The sequence below is a fragment of the Dietzia sp. WMMA184 genome (genome assembly GCF_002441635.1).
GTDB classification, from domain to species: domain Bacteria; phylum Actinomycetota; class Actinomycetes; order Mycobacteriales; family Mycobacteriaceae; genus Dietzia; species Dietzia kunjamensis.
The window spans coordinates 1,332,381-1,354,985 of the sequence record NZ_NXEI01000001.1; the positions used below are offsets into that span (position 1 = coordinate 1,332,381).

At 72.0% G+C, this 22,605-nt stretch carries 20 protein-coding genes; 4 read left to right on the top strand and 16 right to left on the bottom strand.

Features of this window, described 5'->3' with window-relative positions:
• Window positions 1-15: 15 nt before the first annotated feature.
• The 3 genes from CK206_RS06140 to CK206_RS06150 are packed head-to-tail and all read right to left on the bottom strand — an operon-like array spanning window position 16 to window position 2,394.
• A complete protein-coding gene (locus CK206_RS06140; protein ID WP_067712302.1) occupies window positions 16-537 on the bottom strand; it encodes a hypothetical protein in 522 nt (173 codons plus the stop codon).
• Between the two features lie 44 nt (window positions 538-581).
• On the bottom strand, window positions 582-1,979 hold the full coding sequence (locus CK206_RS06145) for a wax ester/triacylglycerol synthase family O-acyltransferase (protein ID WP_069388692.1): 1,398 nt from the start codon (window positions 1,977-1,979) through the stop codon (window positions 582-584).
• A 4-nt stretch (window positions 1,980-1,983) separates the two neighbouring features.
• Window positions 1,984-2,394 (bottom strand): HAD family hydrolase, encoded by a 411-nt coding sequence (locus CK206_RS06150; RefSeq protein WP_067712297.1) that lies wholly within the window; start codon window positions 2,392-2,394, stop codon window positions 1,984-1,986.
• A gap of 368 nt (window positions 2,395-2,762) precedes the next feature.
• Here CK206_RS06150 and CK206_RS06155 point away from each other — a divergent pair, with 368 nt between their 5' ends.
• Window positions 2,763-3,155 (top strand): hypothetical protein, encoded by a 393-nt coding sequence (locus CK206_RS06155; RefSeq protein ID WP_240341453.1) that lies wholly within the window; start codon window positions 2,763-2,765, stop codon window positions 3,153-3,155.
• 31 nt (window positions 3,156-3,186) lie between these two features.
• Here the strand turns inward: CK206_RS06155 and secA are convergent, their stop codons facing one another.
• The 12 genes from secA to CK206_RS06215 all read right to left on the bottom strand — a co-directional run bounded on the left by secA (window position 3,187) and on the right by CK206_RS06215 (window position 18,625).
• Complete coding sequence (gene secA, locus CK206_RS06160) at window positions 3,187-5,964, bottom strand: preprotein translocase subunit SecA (protein WP_067712293.1); 2,778 nt, start codon at window positions 5,962-5,964, stop codon at window positions 3,187-3,189.
• A 165-nt stretch (window positions 5,965-6,129) separates the two neighbouring features.
• Complete coding sequence (gene hpf, locus CK206_RS06165) at window positions 6,130-6,828, bottom strand: ribosome hibernation-promoting factor, HPF/YfiA family (protein ID WP_067712290.1); 699 nt, start codon at window positions 6,826-6,828, stop codon at window positions 6,130-6,132.
• A 245-nt stretch (window positions 6,829-7,073) separates the two neighbouring features.
• Complete coding sequence (locus CK206_RS06170; protein WP_254050500.1) at window positions 7,074-7,844, bottom strand: ComF family protein; 771 nt, start codon at window positions 7,842-7,844, stop codon at window positions 7,074-7,076.
• A gap of 4 nt (window positions 7,845-7,848) precedes the next feature.
• Window positions 7,849-9,594: an LpqB family beta-propeller domain-containing protein gene (locus CK206_RS06175; protein WP_096905881.1), complete on the bottom strand. Its 1,746-nt coding sequence runs from the start codon at window positions 9,592-9,594 to the stop codon at window positions 7,849-7,851.
• A complete protein-coding gene (gene mtrB / locus CK206_RS06180) occupies window positions 9,591-11,318 on the bottom strand; it encodes an MtrAB system histidine kinase MtrB (RefSeq protein ID WP_096905882.1) in 1,728 nt (575 codons plus the stop codon). The genes CK206_RS06175 and mtrB overlap by 4 nt, the downstream gene beginning before the upstream one ends.
• A complete protein-coding gene (gene mtrA / locus CK206_RS06185) occupies window positions 11,315-11,995 on the bottom strand; it encodes an MtrAB system response regulator MtrA (protein WP_069388702.1) in 681 nt (226 codons plus the stop codon). The genes mtrB and mtrA overlap by 4 nt, the downstream gene beginning before the upstream one ends.
• 85 nt (window positions 11,996-12,080) lie before the next feature.
• A complete protein-coding gene (locus CK206_RS06190) occupies window positions 12,081-12,770 on the bottom strand; it encodes a dTMP kinase (RefSeq protein ID WP_096905883.1) in 690 nt (229 codons plus the stop codon).
• A gap of 12 nt (window positions 12,771-12,782) precedes the next feature.
• A complete protein-coding gene (gene ahcY / locus CK206_RS06195) occupies window positions 12,783-14,249 on the bottom strand; it encodes an adenosylhomocysteinase (RefSeq protein WP_096905884.1) in 1,467 nt (488 codons plus the stop codon).
• An 81-nt stretch (window positions 14,250-14,330) separates the two neighbouring features.
• Window positions 14,331-15,551: a mannose-6-phosphate isomerase, class I gene (gene manA, locus CK206_RS06200; protein ID WP_067712274.1), complete on the bottom strand. Its 1,221-nt coding sequence runs from the start codon at window positions 15,549-15,551 to the stop codon at window positions 14,331-14,333.
• Between the two features lie 4 nt (window positions 15,552-15,555).
• Complete coding sequence (locus CK206_RS06205; RefSeq protein ID WP_096905885.1) at window positions 15,556-16,650, bottom strand: hypothetical protein; 1,095 nt, start codon at window positions 16,648-16,650, stop codon at window positions 15,556-15,558.
• Window positions 16,643-18,019: a phosphomannomutase/phosphoglucomutase gene (locus tag CK206_RS06210; protein WP_067712269.1), complete on the bottom strand. Its 1,377-nt coding sequence runs from the start codon at window positions 18,017-18,019 to the stop codon at window positions 16,643-16,645. Before CK206_RS06210 ends, CK206_RS06205 begins: the two co-directional genes overlap by 8 nt.
• A 93-nt stretch (window positions 18,020-18,112) precedes the next feature.
• Entirely contained in the window at window positions 18,113-18,625 is a 513-nt protein-coding gene (locus tag CK206_RS06215) for a DUF3499 domain-containing protein (RefSeq protein ID WP_067712267.1), read from the bottom strand.
• Between the two features lie 167 nt (window positions 18,626-18,792).
• Between CK206_RS06215 and CK206_RS06220 the strand changes: the two genes are divergently transcribed.
• The gene (locus CK206_RS06220) at window positions 18,793-19,314 is read left to right on the top strand and encodes a metallopeptidase family protein (RefSeq protein WP_307872458.1); all 522 of its coding nucleotides are present in this window, start codon (window positions 18,793-18,795) and stop codon (window positions 19,312-19,314) included.
• An 84-nt stretch (window positions 19,315-19,398) separates the two neighbouring features.
• On the opposite strand, the gene CK206_RS06225 is transcribed toward CK206_RS06220, so the two are convergent.
• A complete protein-coding gene (locus tag CK206_RS06225) occupies window positions 19,399-19,710 on the bottom strand; it encodes a WhiB family transcriptional regulator (RefSeq protein WP_067712264.1) in 312 nt (103 codons plus the stop codon).
• Between the two features lie 335 nt (window positions 19,711-20,045).
• Here CK206_RS06225 and CK206_RS06230 point away from each other — a divergent pair, with 335 nt between their 5' ends.
• On the top strand, window positions 20,046-21,125 hold the full coding sequence (locus CK206_RS06230) for a 2-phospho-L-lactate transferase CofD family protein (RefSeq protein ID WP_067712261.1): 1,080 nt from the start codon (window positions 20,046-20,048) through the stop codon (window positions 21,123-21,125).
• A complete protein-coding gene (locus CK206_RS06235) occupies window positions 21,122-22,576 on the top strand; it encodes a coenzyme F420-0:L-glutamate ligase (protein WP_096905886.1) in 1,455 nt (484 codons plus the stop codon). The genes CK206_RS06230 and CK206_RS06235 overlap by 4 nt, the downstream gene beginning before the upstream one ends.
• Window positions 22,577-22,605: the final 29 nt, after the last annotated feature.

Here is a 22,605-nt window from a genome sequence, read left to right on the forward strand (position 1 = left end):
GGTGCGCCCGCACCCCTAGAGCAGCGTGAGCAGGAACGGCAGTTCCACCGCGTCGTACCACGCCAGGTCCACGTCGAGGGCGTCACCGACGGTGAGCTCGGCGTCCTCGTCCCCCAGATCCGCACGGTCCACCACCTCGACCGCGTCCTTCACCAGGTCCACGGCCCCGGCCAGATCAACGTGGACGGCGGCGATCTCCGCGGTCCCCACCGTGGCACCGTCCAGCCGCACCACGGCGGTGTCCAGGTCCGGCCGCGGCTGCACCCGCCCGTCGGGGACGTCCGCGCTCACCACGACCCGCCGGTACGGGTGGGCCTCGTGCGCGGCGCCGGAGTCGAGTTCACCGCCGAGCAGCCGGAGCGACGCCCGCGCGGCCTCGAGGAACGCCACGTGTTCGATCTCCTCCATGTCGCCCTCGGCGTAGGACTCGATGAGCGCGGGGGTCGCCGCGAACGCGGTGCCGCTCCGCACGGGCATCTCCCCTGCCTCGAGCAGGGTCTCGAGCATCGCCATGGTGGCGGGGACGAACAAACGCATGATGGACTCTCCTCGGGCGGGTGATGGTCAGCAGGCGGTGCTGCTCAACCGGCGGTGCCGGTGAGCTCGTCCAACGCGGACGAGATGAGCTCTCCGATCTCCTCCACGTCCGGGACGGCCTGGCGATCCGAGGTGAACCCGCAGTACACGGTCCCGGCATAGCTGCTCATCGACACGGCCAGCGCCTGCCCCTCGAGCAGGGCCGGGACGGGGTAGACCTCGACGAGTTCGCCATCGCCCCAGAACACCTTGCGCTGGGGGCCGGGCGCGTTGGTGACGACCAGGTCGTAGCTCTCCGACGGCAACATGATCGCCGCCCGGGAGGCCAGCGCGTGCAATGTGGGCGGAGCGAACCCGGACAGCCGCGCCAGGGATTTGGCCCCCACGGCCTCACGCGGATGACGCTGGGTGGCCGTCTCGCGGGCGATCTGCGCCAGACGCATACGGGGATTGGGCTCCCCGACCGGCATGCCGATGAGCGCCGAGGCGATCTCCGCCGAGGTGGCCTCGCTCTGGTTCTCCGACCCGTCGGCCTCCGAGGTCACCGCCATCGGCACGATCGCCCTGAGCGTGTCCGAGGTGGACAGGGGGTGGCCGCACGACAGGATCCAGGACCGCAGAGCCCCGCAGAGCACGGCGAGCACGACGTCATTCACCTTGCAGGAGTGCTCGCGCGCGATCTCCCGCGCCTGCGCGAGGGGGAAGGACGCCAACCCCACCCGGCTCCCGCGGGGACGGGTGGTGCGGAACATCTCCGCCAGACCGCCTGCGGGACGGAGCACCGACAGATTCGCCGCGCCGACCAGTCCGCGGGTGGCCCGCTCCAGCGCGTGAGCCAGGCGGGCCGAGCGGCGCACCAGCTCCAGGGGGTCGGTCGCGATGGTCATGAGCGCGTCCAGGACGAGGACCCCGTCCCCGGGCGCCGGCACCGGGGTCCACGTGGCGACCTCGTCGACATCCGCGGAGGCCCGCTCGTCCGTCACGAGCACCTGGGCGAGATCCACGGCGTGGGGACCGCCCAGCAGCGCATGGTGCGTCTTGGTGAGGATCGCCAACCGTCCATCCGGAAGCCCTTCGATGAGGTACAGCTCCCACAGCGGGCGATCCGCCTCCAGTGGCCTGTCGACGAGCCGCGCCACGAGGTCGGCCAGCTGCCGCATCCCGCCGGGAGCGGGGAGCGCCGACCGCCGGACGTGGAAACTGAGGTCGAAGTCCGGGTCGTCCACCCACACGGCCCTGGCCAGGGAGAAGGGGATGTGCCGGATCCGTTGACGGTACCGGGGCGCGTCGGCCAGGCGGGCGTCGACGAACTCCATGACGCGGTCGATGTCCCACGGTTCGTCCCTGGCGACCAGCGCCAACGAGCACGAGTGCCTGCTCCGGGAACGCGCGGCGTCACCGAGGAGCAGATCCGCGTCCGCGGTGGCCAACCTGGTCGCCACGGTGTCAGACCACCTCGTCCAACCCGAGGAGTCCCCGGATCTCCACGGCCGCACGATCGAACACCTGGTAGAACACGCCGATCATGCCGGTCCGCACGGCGCCGAGGACGTTCTCGATGGCGTCGTCGACCATCACGCACTCCCGCGGCTCGAGTTCGAGCCGGCGCGCCGCCTCCAGGAACGCCTCGGGCTCGGGCTTCTCCACCCCGGTCACACCGCTGAGCACCACGTGCTCGATCCCGAGATCGCGGGCGTCCTCCCGGACACGGTCCGCCCCCGGCCCCTCGGGTTCATTGCTCAGCACGGCGAGACGGACGTCATTCGCCCTCGCACCGGTCAGGATCGACCGCCAGTTCTCACGGTCCTCCTCCGTGCCGTCCAGCACCCCGAAGTAGTCGACTATCAGTCCACGCATGGGGACAGCCTAGGCAACACCCGGGCACGGTGCAGTAGGCGAGGTGGAACCGGGCGCCCGTTCCGGCGCGTCATGAGGGGTAGAGCACGCCAGACCACCCCGGGTCCGGCGCGGGAGGGAGCAGACCCCAGATGGCACCGACGCCCGTTTCGCCACCCACGACGGTGCGGCCTCACCGGTCGGCCGAAACCGATCGGGAGGCCGGCCGCGTCCGGCCCCTACCCTCCACCGAACCCGCGCCGGGAGTGCCGGGGGCCGCGGGGACGACGGATCGGGAGTGCGTCGTCACCCCGCCCGCCAGGCCGGTGCCGGCTCCGGAACGCGGCGTCCCGGTCCCCGCGCGGCGGGCCGCACACGCCCTGGTCGTCATGGCTCTGGAAGTCGTGGATCGCAGGCGGGCCCCGCACCACACCAGGGGCGCGTTCCCGCCCCATCTCGCAGAGATGCTGCGCACGCTCGCGCGTGACGGTGTGCCCGGACAGCACCTGGGACCGGCCAGGGTTCACCGGCTGCACATCCACGCCGCCGACCCCGGTCGGGCGGAGCCCGGCAGGTCGGAGCCCGGCAGGTCGGAGCCCGGCAGGTCGGAGCCCGGCAGGTCGGAAGGCCGCACGGCCGACCCCGGACGAGCGCCGGACGCGGAGGCGGTGGACTACGAGGTCTGCGCCACGTACGCCCGCGGGCCGCGACTGTTCGCCGTCGCGGCCCGCATTCGGGTCACCCCCACCGGTGCCGGCTGCGTGGCCCTCAGGTTGGTCTGAACCATCCCGCGGGCCGCGCGGGGGTGCCGGGTCAGTCCCGGCGGCCCCTCGTGGCGGCCTTGGCCGCCCTCTCGCGGCGCTCTGCGCGCTGCTGCCGCTCCTGAGACCGCCGCTCCGCCCGGTTCGCGGAGGCACCCTCGTCGACCAGCTCCGGGTCGCCACTCTCCGACGGGCCGGAGAACTGCATCTGGTCCGCACTCACATCCCGGCCGGTACCGGCGGCCCGGAGGATCGGGTTGGCGCCGGCGAGTGCCGCCGCCTGCGACGCGGAGGGACCGGCCATCGCCTTCTGCTGCTGGTTGGCCTCGACCTTGACGTTGAAGAGGAACGCCACCGTCTCTTCACGGACGCCGTCCATCATCACCGAGAACATGTCGTAGCCCTCGCGCTGGTACTCGACGAGCGGGTCACGCTGGGCCATCGCCCGGAGGCCGATGCCCTCCTTGAGGTAGTCCATCTCGTAGAGGTGCTCGCGCCACTTCCGGTCGAGGACCTGTAGCATGACCGACCGCTCGAGCTGACGCATGGCACCCTCCCCGCCGATGCCCTCGATCTCTGCCTCACGCTCGTCGTAGCGGGCGAAGACGTCGTCGAGGACGGCGTCCTTGAGGTTCTTGGCGGACAGGTCGCCGGACGACCCGTACTCGTCGCCGTCGATGATGTCCTGCGCCGCGATCGTCACCGGGTAGAGCTGGTGGAGCGCGTCCCACAGCTTGTCCAGGTCCCAGTCCTCGACGTACCCCTCGGCGGTGGCACCGTCGACGTAGGCGCTGACGACCTGGTAGATCATCGACTCGACCTGGTCGGTGATGTCCTCGCCCTCGAGGATCCGCTTGCGCTCACGGTAGATCACCGTGCGTTGCTGGTTCATCACCTCGTCGTACTTGAGGACGTCCTTGCGGATCTCGAAGTTCTGCGACTCGACCTGCGTCTGGGCGTTCTTCACGGCCCGCGAGACCATGCCGGCCTCGATCGGCACGTCGTCGGGCAGGCTCAGACGATTCATGATCGCCTCGACGGCAGCACCGTTGAAGCGCCTCATGAGCTCGTCACCCAGCGAGAGGTAGAAGCGTGACTCGCCCGGGTCGCCCTGACGTCCCGAGCGCCCGCGCAGCTGGTTGTCGATGCGCCGCGAGTCGTGCCGCTCGGTGCCGAGCACGTACAGGCCACCGGCTTGGCGGACCCGCTCCGCCTCCTCCTTGGTGAGCGTGCGCATCCGCTCGATCTCGGTGTCCCAGGCCTGCTCGTACTCCTCCGGGGTGGTGACCGGGTCGAGTCCGCGCTCGCGCAGGTTGAGGTCGGCGATGATGTCGGCGTTGCCGCCGAGGACGATGTCGGTGCCGCGGCCGGCCATGTTCGTGGCGACCGTGACCGCACCGGGCCGTCCGGCCTGCGCGATGATCTGCGCCTCCGAGGCGTGGAACTTGGCGTTGAGGACGTGGTGCTTGATGCCCTTGCGCGTGAGCAGCTTGGACAGGTGCTCACTGCGCTCGACCGAGGCGGTGCCCACGAGCACCGGCTGCTTCTTCTCGACCCGCTCGGCGATGTCCTCCACGACGGCGGCGAACTTCGCCTCCTCCGTCTTGTAGATGAGGTCCGCCTGGTCCTCGCGGGCCATCGGCCGGTTGGTCGGGATGGGCATGACCTCGAGCTTGTAGATCGAGTAGAGCTCGGCGGCCTCGGTCTCGGCCGTGCCCGTCATGCCCGCCAGCTTGTCGTACAGCCGGAAGTAGTTCTGCAGGGTGATGGTGGCCAGCGTCTGGTTCTCGGCCTTGATCTCGACCCGCTCCTTGGCCTCGATCGCCTGGTGCATGCCCTCGTTGTAGCGACGCCCGTCGAGGACTCGGCCGGTGAACTCGTCGACGATGATCACGTCGCCGTCGCGGACGATGTAGTCCTTGTCCTTGGTGAACAGCTCCTTGGCTTTGATGGAGTTGTTCAGGTAGCTCACCAGGGGCGAGTTCGCGGCCTCGTAGAGGTTGTCGATCCCGAGCTGGTCCTCGACGAACTCCACGCCCTGCTCGGTCACGCCGATGGTCCGCTTCTTGCGGTCGACCTCGTAGTGGGTCCCCTCCTCCAGCAACGGCGCGATGCGTGCGAACTCGCCGTACCACTTGCTGGAACCGTCGGCGGGTCCCGAGATGATGAGCGGGGTCCGCGCCTCGTCGATGAGGATCGAGTCGACCTCGTCCACGATCGCGTAGTTGTGGCCGCGCTGGACCAGGTCGGCGGTGTCGTGCGCCATGTTGTCGCGCAGGTAGTCGAAGCCGAACTCGTTGTTGGTGCCGTAGGTGATGTCGGCGTGATAGGCCTCGCGGCGCTGCGCCGGGGTCATCCCGCCGAGGATCGCTCCCACCGACAGGCCGAGGAAGCGGTGGACACGACCCATCCATTCCGCGTCACGCTTGGCCAGGTAGTCGTTGACGGTGACCACGTGCACGCCGTTACCGGCCAGCGCGTTGAGGTAGGCCGGCAACACACAGGTCAGGGTCTTGCCCTCGCCGGTCTTCATCTCGGCGACCGACCCGGTGTGCAGCACGATGGCGCCGATGATCTGCACCTTGTAGGGCTTCTGACCGAGGACCCGGTGGGCCGCCTCGCGGGCCACCGCGAAGGCCTCCGGGAGGAGCTCGTCCAAGGTCTCCCCGTCGGCGACGCGACGCCTGAACTCGTCGGTCTTTGCCCGCAGTTCGTCGTCGCTCAGCTTCTCCGTCTCGTCGGCGAGTGTGTCCACGTAGTCGGCGAGAGCGGTGTACTTCTTGAGCTTTCGCCCCTCGCCGGCACGGAGCAGCTTGGAAAGAATCGACACAGTCTCGAACGTCCTCGTGGTCGGGGAAGTGGTCGTGGATACGGCGACCTGCGTGGCGACACGCGGGCCCGTCCTCATCCTAGGCGCTGTGGGCCGTCGTGACACGCCGAGGGCGGTCCGGTCAGGGGGGACCGGACCGCCCTCGGGGGTTACGGGACGGGGCCGTCAGCCCTCGTCGCTCAGGGTGATGAGCCCGTAGTCGAACGCGTGCCGGCGGTAGACGACGGTGGCGCGTCCGGTCTCGGTATCCCGGAAGAGATAGAAGTCGTGGCCCACCAGCTCCATCTTCTCGAGTGCCTCGTCGACCGACATCGGGGCGCCGTCGTGCTCCTTCTTCCGCACGATCTGTCCCGGCATCTGCTCGTCGACCCCGTCGTTGTACTCGGCGCCGTCGACCCCGTCCAGCATCTCGGCCGGGGCGGCGTCGGCCGTCAGCTCGGCGGTCGCCTCGGCGACGGACTGGGGGCGCCGGTGGCCGGAGTGGCTGATCTTGCGCCGCGTGCGGGCCTTGCGCATCTGACGCTCGAGCTTGGCGACCGCCGACTCGAGGGCCGCGTAGAAGGTGTCCTCGGCCGCCTCCGCGCGAGCGACGCCGGGCTTGCCCTTGAGGGTGATCTCGATGCGCTGGCTCACCTTGGACAGCCGCGGGTTGTTCTCGTGCAGCAGGATCACGTCGAACCGTTGGATGGCCGGCGAGATCTTCTCGATCTTCGCGAGCTTGGCGTTGATGCGGCTCGCGAAGTGTTCGGGGACCTCGACATTGCGGCCACGGATGGTGACCGGGGCCTCCGGCGTACCGGGGTCGTCTGTCGACGGACCGTCGAAGGTGGCGGGATCAAGCAGGACTGCGGGGGTCTTCGCCATCGAAGCTCCTCCTCATCGGGCCTGCGGCGGGCCGCTGCGGCCGATCCGGTAACCGCCCGGAATCCCGGCCGAAGGGGCCACCCACATGGCTGAGTGGATACTCTGCAGACGCTGTCCACCGGAGCCGCCAGGCGGCGAACGTGCTGGTGAACGCGTCCAAAACCCACCCTACCCCCTCGCGTGGGCGCGGACCCGCGGACCGCGAAGGTCGCGTCGACCCCTCCCCCGCGGGGAGTGGTCCGCCGTCAGGCTGCGGTCACGGCGAGCACACCCGTGACGCGCAACCCGCCCGCGTCCAGGACCGCGACGCACTGCGCGGCGGTGGCGCCCGTGGTGACCACGTCGTCGACGAGGAGCACGGTCGACGGTGTCCCCAACAGGGCGGGCACGGTCGCCGGCGCCCCCGGGGTCGCCCGCAACCCGGTGCCCACCGGGCGGCGGCGGATCCGCCCCGAGAGATTGTCCGCGCGGGCCTGCGCGCCGAGCCCGGCCGCGTCCCGCACCCGTCCCCGGACCTCGAGGAGCGGGGCCACCACCACCGGCCCGCCCGGCACCGAGCCGGCGAGCTCGGCGGCGAGGACGTCCACGACGCCGCGGACGTGGTCGAACCCCCGTCGCCGCCGGGCCCGGGCCGACGCGGGGGCGGGCACCAGCACGGTGGGGCGGTCGCCCGCCTCCGCGATCTCCCCGTCTGCCCGGAGCACGTCGACGGCCGCGGCCAGTGCCGCTCCGAGTGGCCGTGCCAGGTCGGCCCGCCCGCGGTCCTTATAGGCGGACACCGCCCGGGCGGCCGGGCCGGCGTGCCGGGACAGCGCCCAGACCGGTACCCGTAGCTCGGCGCGGGTCCGCACTCCCAGCGGGGCGCCCGCGAGTGTGGCGGCGCAGTCCGGGCACCACCGGTGACGGGGGCGGCCGCATCCGGCGCATTCCACGGGTACGACCAGGTCGGCGAGAGCTGCGCTCCAGGTCTCCCCGCCGCGCCACCGGGCCGGCGCCCCCTCGTCCCCGGCGGTCACCGGCTCAGCCCGCCACCACCGGGTCCGCGCGGATGGCGGCCAGTCCGGCGATCTCCCGCCAGTACCTGTCACCGGTGTCGGCACCGGTGTCGAGTCGCAGCAGGGACCGCCGGTCCACCACGTAGATCTCGCGCCCGGCCGCCGCGACCGCGGTCACCGGCCCCGAGATGTTTCGCTGGGACAACGGCTCGGCGATCGCCCCGTCCACGGAGACGGTCGCGACGGGGGCCTCGGTGATGTCGCGACCCACGACGATCGTGGACCGGTCCCGCCACGCCACGGCGGTGACGGTCTCCCCGAGTGCGCGGCCGACCTGGCGGAATGTGCCCGGCAGCGGTTGTCCGGTCTCGGCGGACAACGCGCCGATGAACACCTTGCCGTCGACGACCACGGCCAGTTGGGTTCCGGACTGGTCGATACGCAGGCCGGTCACCCTCGCCCCGAGGGCGAGCAGCGGCCCGGCGTCCATCTCCTGGACGGCGGGGGCGTTCTCGCCCATCCCGATACGGAGTAGTCGCGCGTCGTCGACCAGCACCCAGGCCCGCCCGGTCACCGGGTGGAACGTCGGGCCGGCCACCGTCCCGGCAATGAGGGCCTCGGCGGGCGCGCCGTCGATCGGCCCCACCAGGACACGGCGCGGTCCGATCTCCCCCTCCCCGGTCACCACGGCGAGGTTGCGTCCGTCGTGGGAGATCACCGCGCTGGTGCCGCCGCGCACCTCCGACCAGGGCCCCGAGGCCGGTCGTGCGCCGCCGGCCTCGAGCCGCACCAACCCGTCCGCGGCGGTGAGGGCGTATCGCATGGGCTCCGCCGGCGGGTAGGGGTCGAAGTCACGGACGTCCTCGGTGGTCCACCCGGTCGCGTATCGCTCGTCGAGGGGGGCGCTGTCCCGCTCGAGGCGGTAGGGGCCGGGGACGTCGGCGCGGGCGAGGGTCCACACGACCTGCGCGGCGAACTGGGTGGTGGCCTGGCTGCTGAGGACCGGCAGCCCGGCGAAGTCGATGGTGGTGCCCGCGGCGTCGGCGCCGTCCTCGTCCTCGTCGGGGCGGACGGAGACGGAGGCGGGTACGCGGGACAGGACCGCGTCGGTGAGTCCGGGCCGGGGGCCGGTGGCGAGCAGATTGACGAGCGAGTACTCGACATCGGTGCGGTCGGCGGCCGTCCAGCGCGGGTCCGGGACGAGCGCGTCACCGGATCCGGAGAGGAAGAACAGGTCCCGTTGCGCGTAGGTCGACAAGAACTCGGCCTTCTCGATCACCACCCCGGGCGGCAGTTCGTCGATGCGCCACTGGCCGTCGGTGCGGGTCAGGCCGATGGTGACCTCGAGTTGGCCGACGTCCTCGCGGAAGATGCCGCCGGGGTCGAGGGTGCCGACCTTCTCCGCACGCAGCGTGTACTCGGCGCGGTCGGCCGACCGGCCGCCCTCGGCGCTGAGGTCGGCGCGCAGCACGATGATGGTCTCCGCGAGGTCGTCCCAGTTCTCGGCGGCGTCCGGGGTGAGGAACTGACGGGCGGCGGCGTGCCGCTGATCGGCGATCGCCGCGGCCTTGAGGAAGTCGCGGACCAGGAGGTCCGGTTCCTGGTCCGGTACCGGTGTGGGGACCGACAGTTCGCTGCCCTCCGGCGAGAAGGTGTCGATGACCTGGGGGGACGACGACGAGGGCAGCGTGGCGCACCCGGTCGCCGCAAGCCCGGTCGCGCAGGCCAGCGCCACCGACACGAGCAGGGACCGGGGCCGGGGCCGGGTCATGGCCGGCTCTCCCCTGCCCCGGGGACCCGCTCGAGGGGGGTCGGCGAGCCGGTACGCACGAGCCTGGCCTCGTCCTCGGGGGTGAGGGGCAGCGGGCTGGAGGTGAGGGTGCCGCCGCGGCGCCGCGGGATGGTCAAACGGAAGCAGGACCCCTCCCCCGGGCTGCCCCAGCAGTCCAGCCGGCCCCCGTGGAGCTTGGCGTCCTCGAGGGCGATCGCCAGGCCGAGCCCGGTGCCGCCGGAACGTCGCACCCGTGAGGGGTCGGCGCGCCAGAAGCGGTTGAACACCCGGGTCTCCTCCCCGGGTTTGAGCCCCACCCCGTGGTCGCGGACCGAGACGGCGAGGGCGGCGTCCGAACACCGCAGGGTGACCATCACCGGCTTGGACTCACTGTGGTCGAGCGCGTTCGCCACGAGGTTGCGCAGGATCCGCTCGACGCGCCGCGAGTCGACCTCGGCCATGACCGGCTCGTCGGGCATGTCGACCTCGACCTCCACCCCGGCGGCCTCGGCGATGTGGGCCACGGTGCCGACCGAGTCCGCGACGGAGGTGCGCACGTCCATCTCGGCCGTCGCGAGCTCGGCCATGCCGGCGTCGTGGCGGGAGACCTCGAGCAGGTCGGTGAGCAGGCTCTCGAACCGGTCGAGTTCGGATTCGAGCAGCTCAACCGCGCGTTTGGCGGGGGCGTCCAGGTCGGCGGCGGAGTCGGAGATGATGTCCGCCGCCATCCGGACGGTGGTCAGCGGGGTGCGTAGCTCGTGGGAGACATCTGAGGTGAACCGCTTCTGCAGGTCACCGAACTCCTCGAGCTGGGTGATCTGGTCCGACAGGCTCTGCGCCATGTCGTTGAACGCCATGGCCAGGCGCGCGACGTCGTCCTCGCCGCGGATGACCATCCGTTCCTTGAGGTGGCCGTTGGCGAAGCGCTGGGCGATGGAGGCCGCCTGCCGCACGGGCAGGACGACCTGCCGGGCCACTATCCACGCGATCGCCGCGGACAGGACGATGATCGCCAGGCCCGCCGTGGCGACGATCCCCCGCATGATCCCGAGGGTCTGTTCCTCCGCGGTGAGCGGGTAGACGAGGTACAGCTCGAGCCCGGGGATGGAGGAGTCCGTCGGCGTGCCGAGCATGAGCGCCTTGGCCTGCTCGCCACGGAAGTCGACGGTGACGTACTGGGAGGCGATCCTGCCCCGCTGGACCAGGGACTGCAGCTCCGGTGGCACCTGCGCCCCGGAGGGGCTGACCACCTGGCCGCGGCCGGTCTGGTCCGGCACCACGAGGATCGGGTCGAAGGTGCCGGCGTGGACGGAGTCCCCGTCGGAGGCGAGCCCGCGGTCGCTGATGGCGCTCCGCGCCTGGTCGATCCGGGACTGCTCGCTCGTGCCCTCGTCGGTGGCGGCGATCTGCGCCTGCACCGTGAGGCGGAGCCTGCTGGCCTGCTCGATGGCCGCATCGAGTTTGGTCGACAGCAGCTGGGCGGCCATCTGGCTCTGCAACATGAACGCGATCGTGAGCATCACGCCCATCGACAGCGCCAGCGTGGAGGTGGCGACCCGCAGCTGCAGCGACCGCCGCCACAGCCGCGCGATCCGACCGCCGATGGCGGCCGGGTCGAGTTCGGACAGTCGCTCCCGGAAGGTCGGTGACGAGTCGGTCACGTCCCGGATGTCGGGCTCGTCCCCGGTGGACGCCACCGCGTCGTCGGGACGAGCGGTGGTCACGAGACCGGACCGGCCTTGTAGCCGACGCCGCGCACGGTGAGGACGACCTCCGGGTTCTCGGGGTCCTTCTCGATCTTCGCCCGCAGGCGCTGGACGTGGACGTTGACCAGCCGGGTGTCGGCCGAGTGGCGGTAGCCCCACACGTGTTCGAGCAGGACCTCACGCGTGAACACCTGGCGGGGCTTGCGGGCCAGTTCCACCAGGAGGTCGAACTCGAGCGGGGTGAGCGGGATCGGCGTGCCCTCGCGGGTGACCGTGTGCGCGGGGACGTCGATCGTCACGTCGCCGATGTGCAGGACCTCGCTGGGCTCGTCCTCGCCGCGACGCAGGCGGGCCCGGATGCGGGCCACCAGCTCCTTCGGCTTGAAGGGCTTCATGATGTAGTCGTCCGCGCCGGACTCCAGGCCGAGCACCACGTCGACGGTGTCGGTCTTGGCCGTGAGCATGACGATCGGCACCCGGGACTCGGCGCGGATCTCGCGGCACACGTCGATCCCGCTCTTGCCCGGCAGCATGAGGTCCAGCAGAACCAGGTCGGGCTGCACCGCGCGGAACGTCTCGATGGCCCGGACTCCGTCGCCGACGATCTCGGTCTCGAACCCCTCGCCCCGCAGGACGATGGTGAGCATCTCTGCCAGTGCGGCGTCGTCGTCGACGACGAGGATCTTCGGGGTCATGGTCACCACTTGTGTCGGCGTGTCGTGTAGGCGTCGTCAGGCTCACCACCCGTGGGCACGCACCGCGGGTCGTGTTCCTGCCCTCTCAGACCTTACCCGGCCGACCCGACGGACCGGGGTGCGGCGCGGCGGCCGGAGGGGGGACGACGACGAGGTCGGCCAACTCCCGCACGTGGGGGTCCGCCCCGATCACGCGCCAGGGCGAACGCCACCCTGCGGCGGCGAGCCGACGGTAGACCCGCCCGGTCGCCGCTTGCAGCTCCGCGTCGCGTTCGTAGCGGTCGCGGACGCGCGCCGGATCGGCGGCCTCCCGGGAGCCCGCGCGCCGTGCCGCCAGCTCCACCGGGGTGTCGAGCAGGATCTGCAGGTCGGGGACGGGCAGCCCGAGCCGGTCGAACTCGAGGGTGCCGATCCACTCGACCACCTCGGACTCGCGGTCCGGACCGAGCCGGGCGGCGGTGTACGCGGCGTTGGAGGCCACGTACCGGTCGAGCAGCACCACGTCGTGGGTGGACCCCAGCTGCGCGAGCTCGCCCAGCGCGGCGTGCCGGTCCATCGCGAACAGCAGTGCCATCGCGTGGGGCGAGTCCGCGGTGCCGGCCTGGCCACCGTGCAGTGCGTCGGCGGCCAGGTCGGCGTGCAGGGTGCCGTACCGGGGGAAGGCCAGGCGGCCGACCGAGAGACCGCGGGAGGCGAGCTCGGCGACGAGCGCCGTCGTCAGCGTGTTCTTCCCCGCGCCGTCGAGACCCTCGAGGACCACCAGCCGTGCGACCATCCCCGGCGTCGCTCAGTAGCGGTAGTGGTCGGGCTTGAAGGGGCCCTCGACGTCCACGCCGATGTACTCGGCCTGGTCCTTGGCCAGCGTGGTCAGGGAGCCTCCGAGCGCCTCCACGTGCAGGCGGGCGACCTTCTCGTCGAGGATTTTGGGCAGCAGGTGCACCCCGATCGGGTACTGGTCGGCCTTGGTGAACAGCTCGATCTGGGCGATGACCTGGTCGGAGAAGCTGTTCGACATCACGAACGACGGGTGCCCGGTGGCGTTGCCCAGGTTGAGCAGGCGCCCCTCGGACAGCACGATGATCGAGCGGCCGTCGTCGTCGAAGACGAACTCGTCGACCTGCGGCTTGATGTTGATGCGGGTGACGCCCTCGGCGGATTCGAGCCCGGCCATGTCGATCTCGTTGTCGAAGTGGCCGATGTTGCCCAGGATGGCCTTGTTCTTCATCCGCGTCATGTGCTCGAAGGTGATGATGTCCTTGTTGCCCGTGGCGGTGATGACGATGTCCGCATCGGCGATGGCCTCGTCCACGGTGACCACGTCGAAGCCGTCCATCAGCGCCTGCAGCGCGTTGATCGGGTCGATCTCGGTGACCTGCACGCGCGCGCCCTGCCCGGCCAGCGCCTCCGCGCAGCCCTTGCCCACGTCGCCGTAACCGCACACCAGGGCCTTCTTGCCGCCGATGAGGGCATCGGTGCCGCGGTTGATGCCGTCCAGCAGCGAGTGACGGGTGCCGTACTTGTTGTCGAACTTGCTCTTGGTGACCGCGTCGTTGACGTTCATCGCCGGGAACGGCAGCACGCCCTCGTTGTGGAAGTGGTACAGGCGGTGCACGCCGGTGGTGGTCTCCTCGGTCACGCCCTGGACCGACTCGGCGATCGCCGTGTACTTGCCCGGGTTGGCCGGAACGGACTCACGCAGCAGCGCGTGGAAGACCTTCTCCTCGGCCGACCAGGCCGAGTCGTCCGAGGGCACGGCGCCGGCCTGCTCGAACTCCTTGCCCTTGATCACGAGCATCGTGGCGTCGCCACCGTCGTCGAGGATCATGTTCGGCTCGGTCTCCGGCCAGGTCATGATCTGCTCGGTGCACCACCAGTACTCGGTGAGGGTCTCGCCCTTCCACGCGAACACCGGCACGCCGCGGGGCGCCTCCGGGGTCCCCTCCGGGCCCACCACGACCGCCGCGGCCGCCTCGTCCTGCGTGGAGAAGATGTTGCACGAGGCCCACCGGACCTCCGCGCCCAGCGCGGTCAGCGTCTCGATCAGCACCGCGGTCTGCACCGTCATGTGGATCGACCCCGCGATCCGGGCGCCGGCCAGCGGCTGCTCGGCCGCGTACTCCTCGCGCAGCGCCATCAGACCCGGCATCTCGTGCTCGGCCAGACGGATCTGCTTGCGGCCCGCCTCCGCCAGCGACAGATCCGCCACCTTGAACTCGACACCGTTGACGGACTGAACCTGCAGATCAGCGGACATGTTCCTCGACCAGCTCCTCGTTGACTCGCGAAAGACTTCCGCCCCACACTAGCGGGACGGCCCGCCGGGGTGTCGGCCCCGTCACCCGCCGGCGACGCGGGTCCGGAACACGGTGGCCCCGGCGGTACTGCGCAGACACACCCGGGAGGTCGAGGCCGGTACCCACACGGCCCGCCCGGGCGCGAGGGCCTCGCTCGTCCCGTCGGAGTCCACGACCGCCTCGCCGGAGGTGCACAGCAGCACCTCGGGGCCCTCCGGTCGCCAGGCGGCCGGGTCGCCGTCGGCCGGCACGTCGATGCGCGACAACGCGAAATCGGGTTCGGGCGTGGGGTAGTCGACCTCGCCGGGGATGTCGCGGTCGGCCTCGACCGCCCGGACGGTGGGGTCTGCGAGCGGGCTGAACTCGAGCACCCGCATCAGTTCGGGGACGTCGACGTGCTTGGGGGTCAGGCCGCCGCGCAGGACGTTGTCCGAGTTGGCCATGACCTCCACACCGACGCCCCGTAGGTAGGCGTGGAGTTGCCCGGGCCCCAGGTAGACGGCCTCGCCCGGCTGGAGGACGACCCGGTTGAGCAGCAGCGCACCCAGGACCCCCGGATCGGTCGGGTACCGCTCGGCGAGTTCGGTGATCGTCGCGGCCACCGGGGACCACGGCCCCTCGACCCCGTGGTCGGTGAGGTAGGACACCGCACAGGTCACCAGGTCGGGCACGACGCCGGCCAGTACGACGTGCGGCATCGTGACGAAGGTGGTGAAGACCGCGCGCAGACCCTCGGCGTCGGGCTGCCCGGCGAGCATGTCCCGGTAGGGCTTCAGGGACGCGACGCCCAGCGCGTCGAGCAGTGCCACCGTGCGCTCCACCGGGCGGAAGCCCACGAGGGCGTGGAACTCGGTGAGCGCGACGAGGATCTCGGGCTTGTGGTTGACGTCGCGGTAGTTGCGGTCCGGCGCGTCGACGGCGATCCCGCGCGCGTCCTCCGCCGCGAAACCCTCACGCGCCTTCTCCGGGGACGGATGGGCCTGGAGCGACAGTGCCTGTTCGGCGGAGAGCAGCTTGACCAGGAAGGGCAGTCCCCCGCCGTGCTCGGCCAGCACCCGCGGGCCCAGCTCGCGCTCGGGGTCGGCGGCGATCCGTGCGTCGAGGCCGCGACCGTCCGAGCACCGCGAGGAGCCGGAGTCGTGCGCGCCGAACCAGTGCTCGGCGACGGGGTGGGGCGCCGGCGAGGTGATCCCGCACAGCTCGGGAAGCGCGGTCCGGGAGCCCCAGGCGTAGGCCTGGACCACCGGTTCGAGTGCGACCACGGACCTACAGACCTCCGACGAGTAGGTAGGCGGCGGCCAGTTCCGTGCGGGCCATGAGCGCTGCCACCTTTCCGCTCAACGGGGCCGGGGCGTCGCCGGCCGTGTCCCGACCGCGATCGGTGATCCACTCGACATCCGCGAGCGGGCCCGCGGCCAGCCGGACGATCTCCTCGTCCGCGCCCAACACCATACCGACGTACCTGACGGGCAGATCGTCGCGTGGTCCGTCCAACTCCTCGTCGTGGAACAGGCTCGCCAGCGGATCCGTCGGCGGACGACCCTGGGCCCGTTCGGCGTGCGCACGCACCGCGTCGGGGACCGAGGACGCGGCCGTGACCCTGCCGGCGTCGCAGAACGCGGCGACCGCGCGGTCACAGTAGGCCGCGGACACCGGGTCCGAGTGGATCCACACGAGAGGATCACGGCCCGCCACCGATGTCGCGAGCAGCTTCGCCGGGTTGACCGGGGTGGCCAGTTCCGGGCCGAGCCCCTCGAGTTCGATGTCGACGGCGTCGGCCGCAGCGGCCACGTCCAGGCCCCGGGCGCCCAGCGCGGCGAGCACGGCCATCCCGGCCGCCAGGTGGCGCAGCACACCACGGTGGGGCGGCACGTAGGGGAGCGGTTCGAGCCACGTGGCCCGGCCGCGGCCGGACTCGGCGACCGGGCCCTCCCGGGGTACGTCCACGATGACGGTCGCGCCGCGGCCGGCGGCGGAGTCGATCGCGGTCACCAGTCGAGGGTCGCCGGCGTCGTCCCCGGAGACGAGGACCACGTCGAGAGCGCCGACCCACGCGGGCAGGGTGCGCGCGAGCACCAGCGGGGGGACGGCGGGGCCGCCGCCGATCTCCGCCAGTGCGGCCACCACGCCGGCCGCGTGGCGCGCACGGTCCGACCGCCCGGACACCCAGACCACCGCCCTCGGACGGAATCGCTCGAGGGAGTCGAGCGCGCCACCGCCCGCGGCGGTGGCCACGGTGCGCAACTGGGCTCCCGCCATCGACGCGTGGAGCAGCGCACCCGTGGCGTCGGCGGCGCGCAGCGCCCCGGGGTCGTCGAGGTCTACCCGACCGGCCCCGGTGTCGCTGGTCAGGTCAGGCACGGACGATCGCGAGGACCTCGTCGACCACGGCGGCGACGTCCTCCCTGGTAGGCGCCTCGGCGTTGAGACGCAGCAGCGGCTCGGTGTTCGAGGCGCGGAGGTTGAACCACGATCCGTCGCCGAGGTCCACCGTCACGCCGTCCAGCCGGTCGATGGACTCGGCCCGCTTCGAGAACGCGGAGACGACCTCCTCCATCCGTTCGGTCTGGGCCTCGGCGGAGTCGAGAGTGGAGTTGATCTCGCCGGAGGCGGCATACCGGGTGTACTCGGCCATGAGCGCCGACAGTGTCCCGTCCTGCCCACCCAGGGCCGCCAGGACGTGCATCGCGGCGAGCATGCCCGAGTCGGCGCCCCAGAAGTCCCGGAAGTAGTAGTGCGCCGAGTGCTCCCCACCGAAGACGGCGCCGGTGTCGGCCATCTGCGCCTTGATGAAGCTGTGCCCGACCCGGGTACGGACGGCGACGCCGCCCTTCTCCTCGACGAGCTCGGGGACGGCCCGGGAGGTGATGAGGTTGTAGATGATCGAGGCGCCCGGGTCCTTGGCCAGCTCACGCTCGGCGACGAGGGCGGTGATGGCCGACGGCGCGACCGGCTCGCCGCGCTCGTCCACCACGAAGCACCGGTCGGCGTCGCCGTCGAACGCCAGGCCGATGTCGGCCCCGCTCTCCCTGACGAGGGCCTGCAGGTCGACGATGTTGGCCGGTTCCAGCGGGTTCGCCTCGTGGTTGGGGAAATTGCCGTCCAGCTCGAAGTACAGCGGCACGATCTCGAGCGGCAACCCGCCCAGGACGGCGGGCACGGTGTGGCCACCCATCCCGTTGCCGGCGTCCACCGCCACCGTGAGCGGGCGGATGCCCGACAGGTCGACCAGTCCGCGCAGGTACTCGCCGTAGCCGTCCAGAACGTCCCGTTCGGTGACGGTGCCGGCCTCGCCGTCGTGGGCGGGGACCCCCTCGATGACCTCGTCGGCGATGGTCCGCAGGCCGGACTCCTGCCCGACCGGCTTGGCGCCGGGGCGGCACAGTTTGATGCCGTTGTAGGCGGCGGGGTTGTGGCTGGCGGTGAACATGGCACCGGGGCAGTCGAGTGAACCGGAGGCGAAGTAGAGCTGGTCGGTCGAGGCCAGGCCGATGGTCACCACGTCCAGTCCCTGGGCGGTCACCCCGTCGGCGAAGGCGGCGGACAGGCCCGGGGACGAGTCCCGCATGTCGTGGCCGATCACCACGGTGCGGGCACCCTCCGAACGCATGAGGCGGGCGAACGACGCCCCGACCTCGCGGACGAAGTCCTCATCGATCTGTTCGCCGACGACACCACGGACGTCGTACGCCTTGATGACTGCTCGGACGGACTCGGCGCTACGTGCCACGTGTTGCTCCAGGGGTGTGAGACGGGTCGGTCGGTGTTCTGCCTGACCCTACCCGCGCCGTACTGGCGGCGGACCGACCTCGCGGGCCGCGGCTCAGCGGGGGGCGGGGCCCGGCTCCGGTCGGCCGTCACCGGACCCGCCGGCCCCGGCGTCGGGCGCGGTGGCCATGTCCGGCACGACCCGCAGGTGGGGACGTCCGGTCGCGCCGGAGGGGCCGGTGGCGGGGCCGGACCCGGCCTCCGTGCGGCTCCGTGCGTCGTCGAGGACCGGCCCGGGATCGGAGACACCGAGACGACGCAGGCGATCGGCGTCGACCAGTGCGGCGCCGGTCCTGCGCCCGCCGACCGGGCCGCCGGTGACCGCGTCGAGCAACGCCGTGAGGTCCGAGTCCTCGGCCGAGGTGTCGATGTCCGGGTGGCGCACCAGGTCCCAGCCCCGGGGGGCGGTGATGCGCAGTGCGTGGGCCGCGCAGAGATCCCAGGCGTGCGGCTCGCGGACCGCGGGCAGCGGGCCGATGACGGCCGTGGAGTCGGCGTAGACGTAGGTGAGCGTGGCGACCGCGCGGTTGGGACATCCCGGACGGCAGCAACGACGGTTCTCACTCACGAGGCCCCAGGGTAGTCCCGCACCCGGGGCGGAGGGGCCGCGACCCGCCCACGCCGGTTCGACGCACCCGCCACGAGCGGGGTTATCCTCGCGCCATGACCCCCACCGCCCCGGTACCCGGCCGACCGCCCACCGGCACCGCGATCCCCGGTGCCGGCCAGAGCGACGTGTGCGCCGGCAGCCGGATCTCGGTCCGAGATTTCCCCGGGGACCCGGGGCGTCGCGGCCCGCGTGTGGTCACCTCCCGGCGGGCGGACCGACGCGGGCACGGCCCCCGCGGCCCGATCCTGCCCCCGGAGGTGCCGAGGTGGCGCAGCCGGTCGGCCGAGTTCGACGCCGCCGCGCTCGAGGCGTTCGCGGAGATCGACCAGCACTGGCACTCCCGACTGGTGCATCTGGACCTCGCGGTCGACATGGTGCCCCGCATGCGACTGCGTCCCGGCGAGACGTGGCCCGAGGAGGTCGTGGCCGACGGCGACGTCCCGCTCGCCCGCCTGGTGCCGGCGGGCGTCGACCGCTCGGGGCAGCCGACCCGGGCGCGGCTGGTGTTGTTCCGCAAGCCCCTGTCCCGGCGCGCGCCGGACAGCGATGACCTGCGGGACCTCATCTACTCCGTGTTGGTCGAACTGGTCTCCCAGCACCTGGAACTCTCCCCCGACGAGGTCGAGGCCGGCCCCGACGAGAACTGACCGCCCGGTACGGGGCGGTCAGGGGGTGGGAGGTGGCGCCGGAAGACGGGGCCGGGTGACGGGCTGGGATGACCCGCACGCGGCTCACATGACGGCGTCGCGCTTGATGCGCCGCCGCTCACGCTCGGACAGCCCGCCCCAGATGCCGAAGCGCTCGTCATTGGCCAGCGCGTACTCGAGGCACTCGGCCTTGACCTCGCAGCCGGTGCAGATCTTCTTGGCCTCGCGGGTCGACCCGCCCTTCTCCGGGAAGAACGCCTCGGGATCGGTCTGCGCGCACAGAGCCCGTTCCTGCCAGCTCTCCTGCTCGTCCTCGACGAACAGGCCGGAGACACCGAGGTCGACCAGGGCCAGCTCGGGTCCCGCGACGGTGCGTGACTGTCGATCCACGGTCATCCCTTCGTGTTGCATGTTCGTGCGCGATGGTCCGCGTCTGAGTGCCCGTCGCCGACACGGCCGAGGGAGCCCTGCCGGATCGCGGATTGTCTGATGTCTGTGCGATGTTCACCGTCACCCACCAGGGAATGACACACCTGTGATTACACACATGCAAGCCGTATAGGTCAAGCGAAATCGGGGATACCTACCATTTTCCCCACCCGCCGCGGCCGGTGACACGCCGCCCCGATTGTGGCGTGGGACACGTCCCCGGCGCGCCCGCCACCCTCCCGGACCGGGCCTGTCCGGCCCACCGGCGCGGCGTCGCACGCACCGTCACTACTCTCGTCCGTGTGAAGATCTGTGTTCTGGCCGGCGGCGTCGGTGGCGCCCGTTTCCTGCTCGGCGCCCGCCGACTACTCGGACTGGACGCCGAGTCCGCCCGAGCGGGTTCGCCGCATCGTATCGACGCGGTGGTCAACGTCGGCGACGACGCCTGGATGCACGGGGTCCGCATCTGCCCCGACCTCGACACCTGCATGTACACCCTCGGCGGCGGCATCGACCCCGAGCGCGGCTGGGGCCACGCCGGGGAGACGTGGAACTGCCGGGACGAACTCGCGGCATACGGCGTGCAGCCCGACTGGTTCGGGCTGGGCGACAAGGATCTGGCCACCCACCTGGTGCGCACGCAGATGCTCGACGCCGGCTACCGGCTCACCCACGTCACCGAGGCGCTGTCGACCCGCTGGTCCCCCGGCGTACGCCTGCTGCCCGTGACCGACGACCGCTGCGAGACGCACGTGGTCGTGACCGGCGGCACGGCCGACGACGGGACCGGCGCGGGCGACGCGGCGACCCCCGGCGACGGCCCTGACGCGGACGCCCCCGGCCCGCGGGCGATCCACTTCCAGGAGTGGTGGGTCAAGCACCGGGCGCAACTGACGCCTTCCGGCTTCGTGCAGGTCGGCGCCGATGCCGCCACGCCGACCCCGGAGACGCTCGAGGCGATCGAGACGGCCGACCTCGTCGTCGTCGCCCCCTCCAACCCCGTGGTCTCCGTCGGCGCGATCCTCGCGGTGCCCGGGATCCGCGCCGCGCTGCGGTCCACCCCCGCCCCCGTGGTGGGCATCAGCCCGGTGATCGGCGGGGCGGTGCTGCGCGGCATGGCCGACACGTGCCTCACGGCGATCGGAGTCGAGACCTCCGCGACGGCCGTGGCGCGCCACTACGGCGCCCGCTCCGGCACCGGCCTGCTCGACGGCTGGCTCGTGGCCCCGGGCGACGCGCCCGCCGACGGCTCCGGCGCGGTCGACGGCGTCGCGATCCGGGAGGTCCCGCTGCTCATGACCGACCCCGACGCCACCGCGGACATGGTCGCCGCCGCGATCGACCTGGCCGGCCTCGAGGTCCCCGCCCGGACCGACCGATGACCGACGGCGCGCTCCCCGAAATCCGCTGCTGGACCGTCGAACACGCCGCGCCCGCGGACGTCGTCATGTGGGCACCCGACGGCCTGCCCGAGTTCCGGCCCGGTGACGACCTCGCGCGCGCCCTCGCCGACGCGCTCACCGCCGACCGGCACGGCCTCGTCGACGGCGACGTGGTGGTGCTGACCTCCAAGGTGCTGTCCAAGACCGAGGGGCGGATCGTTCCCGCCCCCACCGACCCGGACCAGCGCGACGCCCTGCGCCGGCGGCTCGTGGACGCCGAGTCGGTCCGCGTGGTCGCGCGCGTCAACCGCACGCTCATCACGGAGAACCGGCTGGGGATCGTCCAGGCCGCCGCCGGGGTCGACGGCTCCAACGTCGAGGCCCGCGAGCTCGCGCTGCTCCCCGAGGATCCCGACGCCTCCGCCGCCGCGCTCGCCCGCGAACTCCGACGCCTCACCGGCGCGCGCGTCGCCGTCGTCGTCACCGACACGATGGGGCGGGCCTGGCGCACCGGCCAGATCGACATGGCCATCGGCGCCGCCGGACTGCGGGTGTCGGTGGGGTACGACGGCGCCGTGGACCGCCAGGGCAACGAACTGTTGGTGACCGACGTCGCCGTGGCCGACGAGATCGCATCAGCGGCGGACCTGGTCAAGGGCAAGCTCGGGGCGCGACCGGTCGCCGTGGTGCGCGGGATCGGGCACCTGCTGCTGGACGACGGTCACGACAACGGCGACGACGACGACACCAACAACGACGACGACGAGGTGGACGTCCCCCGGCGGGCCCGTGACCTGGTCAGGGGCGGGTCCTCGGACCTGTTCCGGTTGGGCACCGCCGAGGCACTGGCGCAGGGGAGACGGGAGGCTGTTCCCGCCCGTCGCTCGGTGCGACGGTTCTCCGACGAGTCCGTCGACGCGGACCTGCTGGCCGGCGCCGTGGCGGATGCGCTCACCGCCCCCGCACCGCACCACAGCACTCCCGTCCGGTTCGTGCGGGTCACGGGCCACGCGCGCGTGCGGCTGCTGGACGCCCTGCGCTCGGACTGGGAACGCGACCTGCGCGCCGACGGGCACACCGGCGAGGTCCTGGCCCGTCGACTCGGGCGCGGCGACCTGCTGCGCACCTGCCCCGAGCTGATCCTGCCGTTCGTCGACGACGACGCCGGTGCACACGACTACCCGGACGCCCGCCGGGCCGCCTGCGAGGAGACCATGTTCACCGTCGCCGGAGGTGCCGCGGTGCAGTCGCTGCTGGTGGCGCTCGCCGCGCGAGGCCTGGGCTCGTGCTGGGTGGGGTCGACGATCTTCGCCGCCGACACCACCCGCCGCGAACTGGGGTTGCCGGGCTCGTGGCGGCCGCTCGGCGCGGTCGCGGTGGGCGTGCCCGCCGAGACGGTCCCGCCACGGGAGCCGCGGCCGGCAGGTGACGCCTACCTGACGGTCGAGTGAGTCGGTAGCGGCCATGAGCGCCACCTATC

Bases quoted from the DNA above. Each gene is read 5' to 3' on its own strand.
- CK206_RS06140 (WP_067712302.1), bottom strand. From the start codon at position 537: ATGCGTTTGTTCGTCCCCGCCACCATGGCGATGCTCGAGACCCTGCTC.
- CK206_RS06150 (WP_067712297.1), bottom strand. From the start codon at position 2,394: ATGCGTGGACTGATAGTCGACTACTTCGGGGTGCTGGACGGCACGGAG.
- CK206_RS06155 (WP_240341453.1), top strand. From the start codon at position 2,763: ATGGCTCTGGAAGTCGTGGATCGCAGGCGGGCCCCGCACCACACCAGG.
- hpf (WP_067712290.1), bottom strand. From the start codon at position 6,828: ATGGCGAAGACCCCCGCAGTCCTGCTTGATCCCGCCACCTTCGACGGT.
- CK206_RS06175 (WP_096905881.1), bottom strand. From the start codon at position 9,594: ATGACCCGGCCCCGGCCCCGGTCCCTGCTCGTGTCGGTGGCGCTGGCC.
- mtrA (WP_069388702.1), bottom strand. From the start codon at position 11,995: ATGACCCCGAAGATCCTCGTCGTCGACGACGACGCCGCACTGGCAGAG.
- CK206_RS06190 (WP_096905883.1), bottom strand. From the start codon at position 12,770: ATGGTCGCACGGCTGGTGGTCCTCGAGGGTCTCGACGGCGCGGGGAAG.
- ahcY (WP_096905884.1), bottom strand. From the start codon at position 14,249: ATGTCCGCTGATCTGCAGGTTCAGTCCGTCAACGGTGTCGAGTTCAAG.
- CK206_RS06225 (WP_067712264.1), bottom strand. From the start codon at position 19,710: ATGACCGTGGATCGACAGTCACGCACCGTCGCGGGACCCGAGCTGGCC.
- CK206_RS06235 (WP_096905886.1), top strand. From the start codon at position 21,122: ATGACCGACGGCGCGCTCCCCGAAATCCGCTGCTGGACCGTCGAACAC.